Here is a 16,371-nt window from a genome sequence, read left to right as displayed (position 1 = left end):
CGCATGAGTGCCTATATTCTCAGACGGCTGCTGCTGGTGATTCCCACGCTGATCGGCGTGATGATCATCAACTTCACGCTGGTGCAATTCGTCCCCGGCGGCCCGATTGAACAGATCATCGCCGGAATGGAAGGCCAGGGCGATGTGACGCGCGGCTTTTCCGGCGCCGGTGATGACGTGGCGGCAGGCGGTGGCGGTAATGACCGCTACACCGGCGCCCGCGGCTTGCCGCCCGAGTTCATCGAGCAGTTAGAGCGCGAATTCGGTTTTGACAAACCGCCGCTCGAGCGGTTTTTCGACCTGATGTGGAACTACATGCGGTTCGATTTCGGCGACAGTTATTTCCGCTCGATCTCGGTGATTGATCTGGTGATCGAGAAAATGCCGGTGTCGATCTCGCTGGGCCTGTGGTCGACGCTGATCGCCTATATGATCTCGATCCCCTTGGGCATCCGCAAGGCGGTGCGCGACGGCTCGCCCTTTGATACCTGGACCTCCGGCGTGATCATTGTCGGCTATGCGATCCCCGGGTTTCTGTTTGCGATCCTGCTGTTGGTGCTCTTTGCCGGTGGCTCCTATTGGCAGGTGTTTCCGGCGCGGGGCCTGACCTCCGAGGCGGATGTCTGGAATGAATTGTCTCTATTTGGCAAGGTGTTGGATTATTTCCACCATATCGCCCTGCCGACGATTGCCTTAACCATTTCCAGCTTTGCGACACTCACCTTGTTGACCAAAAACAGCTTTCTCGATGAGTTGCGCAAACACTATGTGATGACCGCCCGCGCCAAAGGGCTGGTCGAGCGCCGCGTCCTTTACGGCCATGTGTTCCGCAACGCCATGTTGATCGTGATCGCGGGGTTTCCGGCGGTGTTCATCGGTGCGTTTTTCGGCGGCTCGCTGATCATCGAAACGGTGTTCTCGCTCGACGGCTTGGGGCGGTTGTTCTTTGAGGCGGCGGTGGCGCGGGACTATCCGGTGATCTTTGGTACTTTGTTCATCTTTACCCTTTTGGGGCTGATCATCGGCATCATATCAGATCTGATGTATGTCTGGATCGACCCCCGCATCGACTTTGAAACGCGAGAGAATTGAGCATGTTACGCCTCTCCCCGCTCAATCGCCGCCGCTGGCAGAATTTCCGTGCCAACCGCCGTGCCTATTACTCGCTGTTCATTTTTCTGGCGCTCTATGTGGTGTCGCTGTTCGCGGAATTGATCGCCAATGACGTGCCGATCATGGTGCGGTATCGCGGCGAGACGCAGTTCCCGATTGTGCAATTCTACCCCGAAACGGCTTACGGCGGCGAGTTTCGCACGCAGGCGGATTACCGCATCGAAGAGGTGCAATGCCTGATCCAGACCGGCGGGATTGAGCTGTGTCTCGACGATCCGATCGAGGTGATGCGCGAGGCCAGTGAGCTGGGCACCGTCGAGGGCGAGCCGATTGAGGCTGGCTGGATGCTTTGGCCGCCGATCCCCTATTCCTTTGATACGATCAACAATTTGGGCGGTCCCGCGCCCTCGGCCCCCGACGCGGACCATTGGCTGGGCACTGATGATACGGCGCGCGACGTGCTGGCGCGGGTGATCTACGGGTTCCGCCTGTCGGTGACCTTTGCCTTTGTCGTGGTCGCCGCCGCCTCGGTGATCGGCATCGCGGCGGGCGCGGTGCAGGGTTTTTTCGGCGGTATCGTCGATCTGTTTGCGCAGCGATTGATCGAATTATGGGGCTCGGTGCCCTCGCTCTATGTGATCATCATCGTCGCCGCGATCATCCCGATGAATTTCTGGCTGCTTGTGGTGTTGATGGTGATGTTCTCATGGACCGCGCTGGTCGGCGTGGTGCGCGCCGAATTCCTGCGCGCGCGCAATTTCGAATACGTCCGCGCCGCCCGCGCCTTGGGCGTCTCGAACGCGCGGATCATGTTCCGCCATGTTCTGCCCAATGCGATGGTCGCCACCGTGACCCTGCTGCCCTTCATTGTCACCGGCGCGATTGCCGGACTGGCGACGCTGGATTTCCTCGGTTTCGGCCTGCCGTCCTCCTCGCCCTCCTTGGGGGAGTTAACCCTGCAGGCGAAAAAGCACCTGCAAGCGACATGGCTCGGTTTCTCGGCGTTTTTCACCTTTGCCATCATGCTCAGCCTGTTGGTGTTCATTTTTGAGGGCGTGCGAGACGCCTTCGATCCGCGAAAGACCTTTCGATGAGCCTGCTGTCGGTTAATAATCTGTCGGTCACTTTCCGGCAGGGCGCGACGCTCACCCATGCAGTGCGCGGCGTATCGTTCGAGGTGAGGGCGGGTGAAACCGTGGCCTTGGTGGGCGAATCCGGCTCGGGCAAATCGGTCACCGCACTCTCCACCGTCGGGCTTTTGACCGATGCGGCGCAGATCGAGGGATCGGTGCGCTTTGAGGGCGCCGAGATGGTCGGCGCCGATCAGGCCGAGTTGCGGCGGGTGCGCGGCAATGACATCAGCTTTATTTTCCAAGAGCCGATGACTTCGCTCAACCCGCTGCATACGGTCGAGCGCCAGATCACCGAGGCTTTGACCCTGCATCAGGGGTTGTCTGGTGAGCCGGCCCGCGCCCGCGCGCTCGAGTTGATGAACAAAGTCGGCATTCGCGACGCCGAAACGCGGCTTTCGGCCTATCCGCACCAACTCTCGGGCGGGCAGCGCCAGCGGGTGATGATCGCGATGGCCTTGGCGAACGGGCCGAAATTACTGGTCGCGGATGAGCCGACAACGGCGCTGGATGTGACGATTCAGGCGCAAATCCTTGAGCTTCTGGCCGATCTGAAGCGCGCCGAAGGCATGTCGATGCTGTTCATCACCCATGATCTGAACATCGTGCGCCGCGTTGCCGACCGTGTGTGTGTGATGCAAAACGGCGAGATTGTCGAACAGGGGCCGACCGAGCGCGTGTTCACCGCGCCCGAGCACCCCTATACCCGCAAGCTGCTGGAAGCCGAGCCGCAGGGGCAACCCAGTCCGGTGCCAACGGGTGCCGAAACCGTGTTGCAAAGCGATGGGCTGCGGGTCTGGTTCCCGATCCAGCGCGGATTTTTACGCCGCACGGTGGGGCATATCAAGGCGGTGAATGACGCTGAATTGACCCTGCGGGCGGGGGAAACCTTGGGCGTGGTGGGCGAATCCGGCTCGGGGAAAACCACGCTGGCGCTGGCCCTCATGCGGTTGATTTCCTCGCAGGGGCGGATCGAATTCGACGGCCGCGATATCTCTGGCTTGCGCTCCAAAGCGCTGCGCCCTCTGCGCCGCGAGATGCAGGTCGTATTTCAGGACCCGTTCGGCAGTCTGAGCCCGCGGATGACCATCGAGGAAATCATCGCCGAAGGGTTGGGTGTGCACGGCGTTCCCACGGGGCGTGCGCCGCGTGATGCGGTGGCGGATATCATGGTCGAGGTCGGGCTCGATCCGGCGACAATGGACCGCTATCCGCATGAGTTTTCCGGCGGCCAGCGCCAGCGGATCGCGATTGCGCGGGCGATGATATTGCAGCCCAAGCTGGTGGTTCTGGATGAGCCGACCTCTGCGCTGGATATGACCGTGCAGGTGCAGATCGTCGAACTGCTGCGCAACCTGCAAAAGCGCCACGGGTTGGCCTATGTGTTCATCAGCCATGACCTGCGCGTGGTGCGGGCAATGTCGCATCAAATCATGGTGTTACGCCAAGGCGATGTGCTGGAATACGGACCGGCAGAGCAGGTGTTCGACGCGCCGCAACATGAGTATACCAGCGCCCTTCTGGCGGCGGCATTTGACCTCAAAACCATCGGCCGCAGCGAGAGCTAAAGGGGAATGCGTTGAAAATCCTCTTCGTGCATCAGAACTTTCCGGGGCAGTTTTTGCACCTTGCGCCGGCGCTGGTGGAACGTGGCCATGAGGTGACGGCGCTGACCGATGAGAGCAACACGCGCAAATCACCGATCACCACATTTCGTTACCGCAAGCCCGAGCCACGCCCCGATCCCGCCGTCGCACGGCTGGGCACCACCTATGCCGAGATGACCAATCGGGCGCATCGCGCGGCGCGGGCGGCGGTGGTGCTGCGCGACCAGCACGGCTATGAGCCGGATGTGATTTTCGGCCATGGCGGCTGGGGCGAGACGCTGTTTCTGCGCGAGGTCTGGCCCGATGCGCGGCTGCTGGTTTACGCCGAGCTTTACTTTGCGCCGCGCGGGTTGGATGTCGGTTTTGATCCCGAGTTTGGCAAAGCGGGGGACGGTAAAGCGTTTTCGGTGGTCGCGCGGCAGGGGCATCAGGCGCTGATGATGACGCAGGCCGATGCGGCGCTGTCGCCGACCGAGTTTCAGGCGGATACATTTCCGGACATCTTCCGCGATAAAATATCGATTATCCATGACGGGATTGACACCGCGCGGCTGGCGCCGAACCCGCTGGCCAGTGTCACCCTGCCGTCGGGCGTCCGGTTCGATGCGGGTGACGAGGTGTTAACCTTCATCAACCGCAATCTCGAGCCCTACCGTGGCTATCATTCCTTTATGCGCGCGCTTCCTGCAGTGATGCGGGCGCGGCCCAATGCGCAGGTGGTGATCATCGGTGGCGATGACGTCAGCTACGGTGCGCGGCCCAGCGAGGGGATGACCTGGAAAGAGGTGTTTCTGGATGAGGTGCGCGACCGGATCGACCTGAACCGCGTGCATTTCACCGGCAAAGTGCCCTATGCGGTGTTTGTCGGCTTGATGCAGGTGACGCGGGTGCATTGCTATCTGACGGTGCCATTTGTGCTGTCGTGGTCGATGCTCGAGGCGATGAGCGCGGGCGCATTGGTGGTTGGTTCGCGCACGGCGCCGGTGGAGGAATTGATCACCGACGGGGTTAACGGGCGTCTCGCGGATTTCTTTGACACGGATAATCTGGCCGAAACCCTGGTGGATTCACTGGCCCGGCCCGAGGCGTTTGAGGCGCTCCGGCAAGAGGCACGGGCGCATATCATCGAAAATTACGACCTGCAGAACATCTGCTTGCCGCGGCTAATTGCCTTTGTCGAAGGGCGGCTTTAGGCGCGCCACTTAAGGCAATCACCGCACCAGTAGATCGGCATGAAGCGCGCCGGCGGCGTTGATCGTGTTGAGAATGTCGATCATATCGCGCGGCCCGACGCCAAGCGCGTTCAGGCCGGCGACGACTTCGGCGAGCGTGGTGCCGCCGCGCACTTCGGCCAGGCTGATGCCGGGATCATTGTCGATCGCCGCATCGGTGCGCGGCACCACAATGGTTTCACCCGCACTGAACGGATTGGGCTGCACTGCAAGCGGTGTTTCCTCGACCCGCAGGGTGAGCCCGCCCTGCGCCACCGCGACGCGGCTGATGCGCACCTCTTCGCCCATGACAATCGTGCCTGAGCGTTGGTCAATCACCACCCGCGCGCGGGAACCGGGGGCGACGACAAGGTTTTCGATGCGGCTGAGCGCATGGGCGGCGCTGGCGGTGCGGGTGGCGGCGATATCCACGACCACGGTGCCCGAATCCTGCATGGCGGCGACGGCGCGGCCGAAATGCCCGTTGACCGCCTGCTCAATGCGCAAGGCGGTGGTGAAATCGGCCTGTCTGAGCGCCAGTCTGACCTGCGACAGGCTGGCGAGGGTGAATTCGACCTCGCGCTCGACCCTTGCGCCGCCGGGGATCGAGCCTGAGGTCGGCACGCCGTGCACCACCTCGGCGGCCTCGCCACGTGCGGCCACGCCGCCCGCGATCACCGAACCCTGTGCGACCGCGTAAATCTGCCCGTCGGCGCCGTTCAGCGGGGTCATCACCAAAGTGCCGCCAAACAGGCTGTCGGCGTCGCCGATGGCCGAGACCGTCACATCCACCCTTGAGCCTGTGCGCGCGAAGGGCGGCAAGGTGCCGGTGACCAGCACCGCGGCGACATTGCGCGGGCGGAACTGTTCGCCGGTGACATTGACGCCCAAACGCTCGAGGATATTGGCCATAATATCCTCGGTGAAGGGCGCATTGCGGATCCCGTCGCCGGTGCCGTCCAGCCCGACCACCAGCCCGTAGCCGATCAGGTCATTGCCGCGCACGCCGTCAAATTCGACCAGATCCTTAAGCCGGACCTGCGCCTGCGCCAGCGAGGTGACCAGCACCAGAGCGCAGGTCAAAAACAGGCGCAGGATCATCGCAGATACTCCGTCAGCGACAGGCGCGAGGTGCGCGCGGTCACCGTATAGAGCGTTTCCAACTGCACCCGCGTTTGTTCCAGCTGCATTGCGGCCTCATAGGGATCGACGCCGATCATCCCCTGCCGCGCGCTGGTCAGCGCGTCGCGCTCGGTGGTGAATTGCACGGCCTGCGCATCGAGCCGCGCCTGTTCATCGCCGAGCCCGGCCTGCATGCCGGTGAGGGCGGGGCCAGCATCGATCAGGGCGAGCGCGCCCTGTCTGGCCAGATCCTGACGCGCGTCTTGGTCGATGGCGAGCGTATCATCAGCAAGCAGCGCCGCGATCACCAAGCCAGAGAGCGCCGCGCGGATCGGCGTGTCGGCGGCGGTGGGCAGACGTGCGGCATCGCCGGAATCCGCGCTGGTTTTGGCGCCCGGGCCCGCCTCGCTGCCTTGGTAGAAACTGGTGTCGAACAGCTCTCCGGCATCATGGAACGCTTTGTTCACCTCGGCGACAATTGCATCGGCGGTGGTCAGGGCGCCGACGCGCGCAGAGATTTCGCTCATGATTTGCGCCGCGGGCACCAAGGGCGCGCGGTCGGTGGCGGTGCCGGAAAAGGCCGTCTGGCCGGCAACACTCAGCGACAGCGCCGAGACCGCACTGCCAAGCGCATGGCTCGCGCTGGTGCCCAGACTGCGCAGCATATCCTCTGGCGCGCCGGAGTTCGGCGAGAGCAGTAATTTGCTGGAAATATCGCTGCGCGCAGCCTCCAATTGGCCCATAGCATTTTGCATCGCATCCACCCGCAGCGCCGTGGATTTGCTGCTTTGGGTGAAGGACTCGATACGAGCCAGCCGGGTCTCTATCGCGGCGAGCGGAGCGATATCGCCTTGCAAATGGCGCTGCGGGTTGGCGGTTTGACCGGTGGTCAACTCTTGCCCGAGGCGTGCCATATCGCTGCGCAGCGCCACGCCTTGGCGTTGCAATTGATAGGGGAGGGTTAGGGAGCCGAGGGAAAACCAGGACATAGTTAAATCTCCAACAAGCGGCGCAGCATGGCGTCGGCGGTGCTGATCACTTGTGCATTGGCCGCATAGGCCTGTTCGATCTGCAGCAAGCGCTGCATTTCCGCATCCGTATCAACGCCTTGGGCCAACATTTGCTCGGTCAATTCGCTGGCATGGGTGGCGCTATGGGTGGCGGTAACTTCGAATTGGTGGCGGTGCTGTGAGGTTTCTGCCGAAAAACTGCCCAAAGTATTGGCAAAATTCTGCTGCGCCGAACCGGGGGCGGGCGCGATCGAGCGCTCGAGCGCGTCGATCAGATTGTGGATCTGGCTGGCGTCGCCGACCGCGCCGGGCGTCGCTGCGGCGCCAAGCCCGTCACGCACACGCCATAGCTCGTTATGTCCGTCGGGCAGAACCAGATCGTTCACCGAAACCCGTGCGGCGAGGCCGACAGGGGCCGGGGTGGTCAGCGCGGCACCGGCATCGGTGAACAAGCCGGGCGCTCCGGCGGTGAGGGTCGGATCGGTGGCAGGGTCATCAAAGCGCGAGATCAGATCGCCGGCCAGCAAATCGAGATCATTCTGGGCGCGCACCCCGTCCTCATCGCGGATGGCGAAATTCGCGGCCAGACGGCCACCCTTGAAGGCGCCGTTCGGTCCGGTGTCGACGGGATGCCCGTTCACCGTCAGCCCCGAAAGACCGGTGGCGACCGTTTGTCCGGCGCTCATCGTCGAGGCGGCGGAAAAACCCAGTTTCTGCGGTTCGAGATCAAGCAGCAATTGCCCGCCCGCGGTGTAGAGGGTGACACGCCCGTTATCGCGCGGGTATTCGCGGATCGGCACGATTTCGGACAGGGTTGAAATTATCGCCTGACGCTCATCCTCGAGCCCCAGCGTCGATTGCCCGGCGGCGCGGGTTTTGACAATCGAGGCGTTCAGCGTGTCGATCTGCGCCAGACCGGCATTCAGCGTCTCGACATCACGGGCGATGGCAGCATCGGCATTGCCGCGCTGTACCTGCACCGAGGCGCTGATCCCATTGAGTTTGGCGGCAAGCTGGCTGGCGCTGGTGACGACGGCGGACAGGCGGCTGTCGAGATCGGGGCGGTCGCTGGCCTCGACCAGGGCGCTGTCAAACCCCGCCAGCGCTTGCGACAGCCCCGCGCCCGGCTGGCCGATCTGCGCCTCAAAGCTCTGCCAGAAACCGGCGCGGGCGGAACTGGCCTGCGATCCGGCCTGTGCGGCGCGGGTCAGGTCCAGAAGAATGGGATCGACCCGCCGCGTGACACCGGCAATCCGCACCCCTTGGCCGACGCCGCCCAGCGAGGAGGCGCTCAGCTCAAGTTGCCGCGCGGCGTAGCCTTCGGTCATCGCATTGGCCACATTTGACGAGACGACCTGCACCGCGCGGGCCGATGCGGTCAGGCCGGATGCGGCATTATATAGGGCGCTGGAGATACTCATCGCAGCCTCCGTTCAGGGTTAGCGTTTGATATTGGTGGTTTCTTGCAGCATCTCGTCGACCGTCTGGATCACCTTGGCGTTCGATGAATAGGCGCGTTGGGTCTGGATCATATTGGTCAGCTCTGCCGCGACGTCGGTGGTCGATTCCTCACGGGCAAAGCCGGCAATCTCGCCGGTCGGCCCGTCGCCCGCATCCCAAAGGAACATCGAGCCGCTATCGGGCGAGACGCGATACGCCTGATTGTCGAGCGCCTGCAGGCCGTTCGGGTTGGGCACATCGACCAGCGGGATCTGCGCGATGGTGCGGATCAGGCCGGAATCGTAATAGGCGTTGACGTAGCCATTGGGATCGACCTGCACACCGGCCAGCGATTGCACGGGGGAGCCGTCACGGTCGATCGAGACCGGCACGAAGTTATCCGCCATCTGGGTGATGCCGTCGGCGTCATTGGGCATGCCGATATTCATCGCGATATCCTGCCCGTCGATGGTCACGGTGAATTCGCCGGTGGCCGGATCATAGGGGCCTCCGGGGTTGGTGCCCGACGGGGTGACCGACGAGATCCGTCCGGCATTCGGTGGCGTATCGTCGAAGGTTACGATGTATTCACCCAAAGGCATGCCGGTTTTCGGATCAGTGACCGTAGCCTCCCATTCATTCGAAGCGCCGGTCAACGGAGGCACCGGCTCGACCGGCTTAAACTCCATGTTGAGCGTTTCTGTGGTGCCCATCGGGGTGTAATACTCCATCGAAACGTTTTGCGGAGAGGCATTGGCACCGAGATGGGTGCTGGTTGAGGGCAGGTTGGCTCGCACGGTGACCCGCGTGGTCGGGTCCGAGGCGAATTGGTTGGAATTGATCCGGATCGGCTCCAACCCGCCGATAGTATCGCGGGCGAAAGTGCCGATGGTGCCATCGGAATTCGCCGGCCAGCCCAAGAGCACCATGCCTGCGGGATTGCGCAGCATGCCGTCGGCATCGGGGCGGAACGAGCCGGTCGACATCAGCATCAACGGAAGATTGGTGTCGCCCGAGTTCAGCGCCGTGCTGGTGGTTACCGGCAAAAAGCCGCGCCCGCTGACCGCGAGATCCGTGGCGTTGGAGCTGCCGGTCACCGCGCCGCGTTCATCCACCAGTCGTGTCGTCGACGCGCGCACGCCACCGGCAATATAGGGGCCGTAATGCGAGCCCGAGACGACCATCGAATCAAATGAGGCGACGACCCGTTTATAGCCGATGGTGCCGGTATTCGCGATATTGTCAGAGATCGCCGACAAACGCGTGGCGTTCGCGTTCAGCCCCGAAATACCGGCATTGAACGAGGAATAAAGTGTGGACATGGCGTTAGCCTTTCGTGCTGATGCGAAACGATTGGGGCGAGTTTGACCGAAGGGCGTTAATGGCTGACTAACGGCGCTCGATTTACCCGCATTCAGTTCCTGAGCAGGATCAGTTCCAGACGGTTGTTGCGCACCGCCATCGGGTTTGACACCGCCGGACGCCGGTCGGCATGGCCGGTGACACGGGCGACGCGGGCCGGATCAAACCCCGACTCGCCGAGCATCCGCCGCACCTGATCTGCGCGCGCTGAGGATAGCGCCCAACGCGGATCGCTGGCCTGCACGACGGTATAGCTGCGGGTATGGCCCTCAATCGCCAGATCATTGACAACAATCGAGAAAACCTGCGTGAGGATCGAGCTGATCTGGCGCATGACCGCTGTCGGCTCATCGCTGTCACCGTCGAATAGCGGCATGCCCGGCAGGTCGAAGAGTTCCAGCACCAGCCCCTCGTCGGTCTGGCGGGTGATGATGTGGCGCAGCGCCTGATCAAGCACCGGGCTTTCACCGCCCAAACCGCTGAGCTGCTGGGTGACATTTTCAAATGATTCCGCCTCGGCCTGCATGTCGCTGTCCGCGTCGGCATCGGTGGTCGGGGGCGATTCGGGGCCCAATTGATCGCGCCGTTCAATGTCGGTGCCGCCGAACATCCCGTCCCCGCCCGAAGAAATCCGGTGCACCGGTATCGACGGATTGAAGTAATCCGCCAGCCCGCGGCGTTGCGATTCGGTTGTTGCGCCCAGCAGCCACATCATCAGGAAAAACGCCATCATCGCGGTGACGAAGTCTGCGTATGCAACCTTCCATGCGCCACCGTGGTGGCCGCTGCTTTTGACGATCTTTTTGCGCTTGATGATCACTGGCGCGACATTCGGTTGTCGGCTCATTCCCTCACCCTTTCGGTTCACCCGACTGCCGGTCTAGCAGCGAGAAGTGAATCCGACGTTAAGCGCTTTACGGGGTCAGGAGGGTGCGGCCAGTGTTGGTCAAAAGGTAGACTTCGGTGCCATGCGTGGTGCTTTCCACCACAATCGCGGTCAGTGGCCCGCCAAAGGCCGCGCCGCTGTCGATATTGACGCGGTTGCCGTAGTGGCGCGGCTCGGGCACCGGCGTATGGCCGTGAATGACCAGCCAGGGATGCGGGTCGGTATAGTCGTGGAAGGGTTTGCGGATCCAGCAGAGGTCGGCTTCGGTCTGGTCTTGCAGCGCGCGCTCGGGGCGGATGCCGGCATGGACATAGAGCACCGGCCCGCGGCGGTGATAGAGCGGCGCGTCAAGCAGGAAGCTGCGGTGTTCATTGGGGATTTTCTCGCGCGCTTCGGTCTGGATATCGGCAATCGGGCGGCCCTCGGAGAGGTCGATCCCGTATTCTGCCAGCGTCGTGCTGCCCCCGATGTTCTGGTGCAGGTAGTCCAGCCCCTCACGCAGCACCGGATCGCGGTAGCCATCGGGGAAGCGCGCAAACATCGTGTCGTGATTGCCGCGCAGCACGATCCAGGGCTTGCCGGCGATCTGCCCGGCGAGGAGCGTCTCGATCACCCCGCGCGAGTTCGGGCCGCGGTCGACGAGATCCCCGAGATGCAGCACCGGCGCTTCGGCGTCGCCGGTGCGGGCGCGGTCGGCCTCGATCCGCTTGTGGGCGAGGTGGAGCAGGTCGAGATGTCCGTGGATATCGCCGATCGCGTAGCTGCGCATGTCTGGGGTCCGCCTGTGGGTTGCCGGTTCGGGGCAGGTTAGCCAAGCGCGGACGTGGGGGCAATCGGATGGCGGAGTTTTGCCCCGCGCGGAGTCAAGGCGCAGCCGCCGCGCATCGTCCCATTTACGCGGCAGGTGATTTTCTGTGGAAAATCGCCGAGAGCGGGGACCGCCCCCGGGGCTGGCGATTTGGCTGGGGTTGGTGCTCCGCTTGAATGTTGGGAGTGGAGCGCACCAAAAAACGCGCCGCTTTAGCGTCGGGTCGCCATCCCGCGGTATGGCTTTGTCATCGTTGGATATTTGCCCTGTGCGGAATCAAGGCGTTAGCCGCCGCACATCGCCAGACCGCCCACGGGGCTGGCGATATGGCTAGGGTTGGCGCTCCGCTTGGAAGTTGGAAGTGGAACGCACCATAAAGTGCACCGCTTCCACGTCCGGTCGCCATCCCGCGGTCTGGCGATGTGCTCTGTTGCGCGACATGGCTAGGTCAGGAGCAATGGCGATGTGCGGCTCGCCCAATAAGAAAAGGGAGGCCGAAGCCTCCCCTTGAACTCAGTAGCGGTAATGCTCGGGCTTGAACGGACCCTCGGGCGTGACCCCGATATAGGCGGCCTGTTCGGGCGCGAGTTCGGTCAGCTTGGCGCCAACCTTCGCCAGATGCAGCCGCGCGACCTTTTCATCCAGATGCTTGGGCAAGATATAGACACCGGGCGCATAGTCGTCCGGCTTGGTGAACAGCTCGATCTGCGCCAGCACCTGATTGGTGAAGCTCGCCGACATCACAAAGCTGGGGTGGCCGGTGGCGTTGCCGAGGTTCAACAGGCGGCCTTGCGACAAGAGGATCATGCGATTGCCCGAGGGCATCTCGATCATATCCACCTGATCCTTGACGTTGGTCCATTTGTGGTTCTTCAGCGCCGCGACCTGAATTTCATTGTCGAAATGGCCGATGTTGCCGACGATCGCCATATCCTTCATCTGGCGCATATGCTCGATGCGGATCACGTCCTTATTGCCGGTGGTGGTGATGAAGATATCCGCCTCACCGGCGACATCCTCAAGCCGCACCACTTCGAATCCGTCCATTGCGGCTTGCAGGGCGCAGATCGGGTCGATCTCGGTGACTTTCACACGGGCACCGGCCCCGGCCAAAGACGCCGCCGAGCCTTTGCCGACATCGCCGTAACCGCAGACAACGGCGACCTTACCGGCCATCATCGTGTCGGTGGCGCGGCGGATACCGTCGACCAGCGATTCCTTACAGCCGTATTTATTGTCGAATTTCGACTTGGTGACGGAATCGTTGACGTTGATCGCGGGGAAGGGCAGCTGGCCGTTTTTGTGCAGCTCATAGAGCCGGTGCACGCCGGTGGTGGTTTCCTCGGAGACACCGATGATCGCGTCGCGGGTCTTGGTGAACCAGCCGGGGCTTTGCGCCATGCGCTTTCTGATCTGCGCGAAGATCGCCTCTTCCTCTTCCGAGGTGGGCACCGCGATCAGATCATCCTCACCGGCCTCAACCCGAGCACCGAGAAGGACATAGAGCGTCGCGTCGCCGCCATCATCGAGGATCATATTGGCGCCGATGCCGTCTGCATTCTCGGCAAACTGGAACGAGCGGTCGAGGTAGTCCCAATGTTCGACCAGCGACTGGCCCTTGATCGCGAAGACCGGCGTGCCACCGGCGGCAATCGCGGCGGCGGCGTGGTCTTGGGTCGAGAAGATATTGCACGAGGCCCAGCGGACATCCGCGCCCAGAGAGACCAGCGTCTCAATCAGCACCGCGGTTTGGATGGTCATATGCAGAGAGCCGACGATCCGCGCGCCTTTCAGCGGCTTCGAGGTGCCGAATTCCTCGCGGCAGGCCATCAGGCCGGGCATTTCGGTTTCCGCGATATCCAATTCCTTGCGGCCAAAATCGGCAAGGGAGATATCTTTAACTACATAATCCGCCGACATCGCGGGCTCCTGTTGATACAAATATTTGACCGTGGGATACCATTGCCACCCCTTTGCGGCAATAGAGCGCTACGGGCGTGCCGCAAGGTCGGTGATACGGCACGAAAAAATGGCGGTCGGACCCTAAGCCCGCCGCCACCCGTCGATATATCCCTGCAAGTTGCCAAACAGGTTCGTTAACTGAGCTTTCAGCCCTGCGCCGCTACTGGCTTGTGGGCCTCGGTCAGGCTCTCGCTGCGCTCGGCGTGAGCGTCGCGCGGGGCCTTCAGGGCCACATGGTCGGCCTTTGTGCGCGAATGGGTCAGGGTTGCAACGCGGATCGTTGAGCTGAGAATTCCAAACATAGCCGTCCTCCAGTGTTGAGTTGATGCGCTCTCTATCGCGCAACCCGGCCATATTCGCGAGTCTGTATTGTTTTTGCGCTGTAAGCGGTGCTAACATTCACCATGGATTGGCGCTCTATCCCCTCACTTGCGGCGCTGCGTGCTTTCGATGCTTTGGCGCGCCATGGCAGCCTGTCGGCGGCGGCGCGCGAGCTGAATGTCACCCATGCCGCCGTCTCGCAGCATCTGCGCGCCCTTGAGGCTGACTTTGGCGAGGTGCTGGCGCGGCGCGAGGGGCAGGGGATGCAGCTGACCGAGGCGGGGCATGAACTGGCGATTGCGCTGGGCGAAGGCTTTGCGCGTATCGCCGATGGGGTGAGCGCGCTGCGCGACCGCAACGCGGTGCGACCGGTGGTGGTGGCGCTGACCCCGTCCTTTGCCGAGGCCTGGTTGATGCCGCGGATGGGCGGGTTCTGGGCCGCGCATCCCGAGATCGAAGTGCGGCTTGTTCCCGGTGTCACTTTGACCGATTTCCGCCGCGACGGCATTGACGTGGCGATCCGCTTTGGTGGCGGTGACTGGCCGGGGCTGCAGGCCGAACCCTTGGCCCTGAGCGCGTTTGTCGTGGTCGCGGCGCCGCATTTCACCAAGGCGCGAGACCTCAAGGGGTTATTGAAACTGACCGGACAGGATTGGTTTTTCTCGGGCGCTTCCTCGGAACAGCAAATCTGGGGCAAGGCAATCGGGGTTGATTTCAAAGCCATTGGCGCGCGCGAGATGGCCAATAACGGGCTGGTCGCCAGCGCGGTGCGCGCCGGATTGGGCGTGTCTTTGCAGGCGAAAACGCTGGTCGCGCCGGATCTGGCCTCGGGGCAGCTGATCTCACTACATGAGGGCGATCCCGAGGGGCTGGGCTATTACCTTGTCACCCGTCCCGACGGGCTGTCGCATTCCGCGCGGCTGTTCGTGCGTTGGCTGCGGCGGCTGGCGAAGGCCTGAGTTGCCTTTGGCCTCGGGCGGGTTCTAGTCGTGGCTCAAGCGCGGCAGAAAGATCGCAAAGATCCCCAGCGCGGGCAGGAAAGCGCAGAGCTGATAGACGAAATCAATCCCGTAGATATCGCCCAGCACCCCCAGCCCCGCCGCCGCCATGCCGCCAATGCCAAAGGCCATGCCAAAGAACACACCGGCGATCAGCCCGACGCGCCCCGGCACCAGCTCTTGCGCGAAGACGATGATCGCGGGGAAGGCCGAGGAGAGAATCACGCCGATGAACACGGTCATCACGCCGGTCCAGAACAGATCAACATGCGGCAGTGCCAGCGAGAAGGGCAGCACCCCGAGGATCGACACCCAGATCACCGCGCGGGTGCCGATACGGTCGCCGACAAGCCCGCCGATGATCACCCCCGCCGCCGAGGAGGCGAGGAACAGGAACAGCATGAGCTGCGCGGCTTGGGTGCCCAACTCAAAGCGCTCGATCAGGAAAAACGTGTAATAGGCGCTGATGCTGGCGAGATAGGCGTTCTTGGTGAACACCAGAATTGCCAGCAGCGAGATGGTGATGACAATCCGCCGCCGCGGCAATCCATTGCCGGTAACGGGGGCAGCCTTGCGTTTGTTGCGCTCTTGATTGGCATACCAGCGGCCAACCTGCGACAGGATCGTCATGCCGATCATCGCCAGCACCGCAAACCACGCGACCGAGGGGCGGCCCAGAGGCACCACGATAAAGGCCGCGAGCAATGGCCCCGCCGCATGACCAGCATTGCCGCCGACCTGAAACAGTGATTGCGCGGTGCCGAACCGCCGCCCGGCAGCGGCGCGCGCCACGCGGCTGGCCTCGGGGTGGAACACCGCCGAGCCGATGCCGATCAGCGCCGCGCCGGCCAAGAGCAGCGGATAGTTCGGCGCTTTCGCCAGCAGCAACAGACCCAGCATCGTGCTGCCCATGCCGAGGGTCAGCGACTGCGGAAACGGGCGTTTGTCGGTGATCACGCCGACCAGTGGCTGCAACACCGAGGCGGTGCCCATAAAGGCCAACGACATCAGCCCGATCTGGGTGAAGCTCAGCCCGAACTCATCGCGCATCACCGGATAGCTGGCCGACAGCACCGATTGCATCACATCATTGATGAAATGACACAGCGCGATCGCCAGAATGACGGTATAATGGGTGCGCAGCGGGTTGGCGGCGCCGGCATTGGGTGCTGCGGCAAATGCTGCGTCAGGGGTGGGCGTGGATTGCACGGTCATCGGGCGATCTTTCACATGTTCAGCGGCTGATTGCCTCAAGCTTACCGAAACTGTCAAGCGGGTGCACTGGCAATCATTCCCCGCAGGCTGCGAGACGCGACAAAATTGCAGCGTTTATTCGCCCACGGCGCGGTGGCGGGGCCGGAAAACCGCGATATATGGTTGAGCCGTTAGGGCGAGTGTGCG

Annotated in this window: 14 protein-coding genes; 5 read left to right on the top strand and 9 right to left on the bottom strand. The window is 62.7% G+C overall.

Features of this window, described 5'->3' with window-relative positions:
* Window positions 1-3 precede the first annotated feature (3 nt).
* Genes DDE20_RS15300 through DDE20_RS15285 form a run of 4 tightly spaced genes read left to right on the top strand, consistent with a single transcriptional unit; the run spans window position 4 to window position 5,043 of the window.
* Window positions 4-1,092, top strand: a complete 1,089-nt coding sequence (locus DDE20_RS15300) for a microcin C ABC transporter permease YejB (RefSeq protein WP_116559397.1) — start codon at window positions 4-6, stop codon at window positions 1,090-1,092.
* Window positions 1,093-1,094: 2 nt separating this feature from the next.
* Window positions 1,095-2,207 (top strand): ABC transporter permease, encoded by a 1,113-nt coding sequence (locus DDE20_RS15295; RefSeq protein WP_116559396.1) that lies wholly within the window; start codon window positions 1,095-1,097, stop codon window positions 2,205-2,207.
* A complete protein-coding gene (locus DDE20_RS15290) occupies window positions 2,204-3,811 on the top strand; it encodes an ABC transporter ATP-binding protein (RefSeq protein ID WP_116559395.1) in 1,608 nt (535 codons plus the stop codon). Before DDE20_RS15295 ends, DDE20_RS15290 begins: the two co-directional genes overlap by 4 nt.
* An 11-nt stretch (window positions 3,812-3,822) precedes the next feature.
* Entirely contained in the window at window positions 3,823-5,043 is a 1,221-nt protein-coding gene (locus tag DDE20_RS15285) for a glycosyltransferase (RefSeq protein ID WP_116559394.1), read from the top strand.
* A gap of 18 nt (window positions 5,044-5,061) precedes the next feature.
* Here the strand turns inward: DDE20_RS15285 and DDE20_RS15280 are convergent, their stop codons facing one another.
* The 8 genes from DDE20_RS15280 to DDE20_RS19050 form a co-directional block, all read right to left on the bottom strand.
* Complete coding sequence (locus DDE20_RS15280) at window positions 5,062-6,162, bottom strand: flagellar basal body P-ring protein FlgI (protein ID WP_116559393.1); 1,101 nt, start codon at window positions 6,160-6,162, stop codon at window positions 5,062-5,064.
* Complete coding sequence (locus DDE20_RS15275; RefSeq protein ID WP_116559392.1) at window positions 6,159-7,172, bottom strand: flagellin; 1,014 nt, start codon at window positions 7,170-7,172, stop codon at window positions 6,159-6,161. The genes DDE20_RS15280 and DDE20_RS15275 overlap by 4 nt, the downstream gene beginning before the upstream one ends.
* Before the next feature lie 2 nt (window positions 7,173-7,174).
* On the bottom strand, window positions 7,175-8,614 hold the full coding sequence (gene flgK / locus DDE20_RS15270; RefSeq protein ID WP_116559391.1) for a flagellar hook-associated protein FlgK: 1,440 nt from the start codon (window positions 8,612-8,614) through the stop codon (window positions 7,175-7,177).
* A gap of 18 nt (window positions 8,615-8,632) precedes the next feature.
* A complete protein-coding gene (locus DDE20_RS15265) occupies window positions 8,633-9,955 on the bottom strand; it encodes a flagellar hook protein FlgE (protein WP_116559390.1) in 1,323 nt (440 codons plus the stop codon).
* A gap of 92 nt (window positions 9,956-10,047) precedes the next feature.
* Window positions 10,048-10,842, bottom strand: a complete 795-nt coding sequence (locus tag DDE20_RS15260; protein WP_116559389.1) for a flagellar motor protein MotB — start codon at window positions 10,840-10,842, stop codon at window positions 10,048-10,050.
* Between the two features lie 67 nt (window positions 10,843-10,909).
* Window positions 10,910-11,650 (bottom strand): metallophosphoesterase, encoded by a 741-nt coding sequence (locus DDE20_RS15255; RefSeq protein WP_116559388.1) that lies wholly within the window; start codon window positions 11,648-11,650, stop codon window positions 10,910-10,912.
* Between the two features lie 552 nt (window positions 11,651-12,202).
* Window positions 12,203-13,609 (bottom strand): adenosylhomocysteinase, encoded by a 1,407-nt coding sequence (ahcY, locus tag DDE20_RS15250; protein WP_116559387.1) that lies wholly within the window; start codon window positions 13,607-13,609, stop codon window positions 12,203-12,205.
* A 188-nt stretch (window positions 13,610-13,797) separates the two neighbouring features.
* On the bottom strand, window positions 13,798-13,953 hold the full coding sequence (locus DDE20_RS19050; protein ID WP_165814535.1) for a hypothetical protein: 156 nt from the start codon (window positions 13,951-13,953) through the stop codon (window positions 13,798-13,800).
* 102 nt (window positions 13,954-14,055) lie between these two features.
* Between DDE20_RS19050 and DDE20_RS15245 the strand changes: the two genes are divergently transcribed.
* Window positions 14,056-14,931 carry a LysR family transcriptional regulator gene (locus DDE20_RS15245; RefSeq protein WP_116559386.1) on the top strand — a complete coding sequence of 292 codons (876 nt, stop codon included), beginning with the start codon at window positions 14,056-14,058 and terminating at the stop codon, window positions 14,929-14,931.
* Between the two features lie 24 nt (window positions 14,932-14,955).
* On the opposite strand, the gene DDE20_RS15240 is transcribed toward DDE20_RS15245, so the two are convergent.
* Window positions 14,956-16,185, bottom strand: a complete 1,230-nt coding sequence (locus tag DDE20_RS15240; protein ID WP_116559385.1) for an MFS transporter — start codon at window positions 16,183-16,185, stop codon at window positions 14,956-14,958.
* Window positions 16,186-16,371: the final 186 nt, after the last annotated feature.

The sequence above is a fragment of the Pararhodobacter oceanensis genome (genome assembly GCF_003076755.1).
Classification (GTDB): domain Bacteria; phylum Pseudomonadota; class Alphaproteobacteria; order Rhodobacterales; family Rhodobacteraceae; genus Pararhodobacter; species Pararhodobacter oceanensis.
The sequence above is the reverse complement of the archived record's forward strand: the minus strand, read 5'-3'. Positions and strand labels throughout refer to the sequence as shown.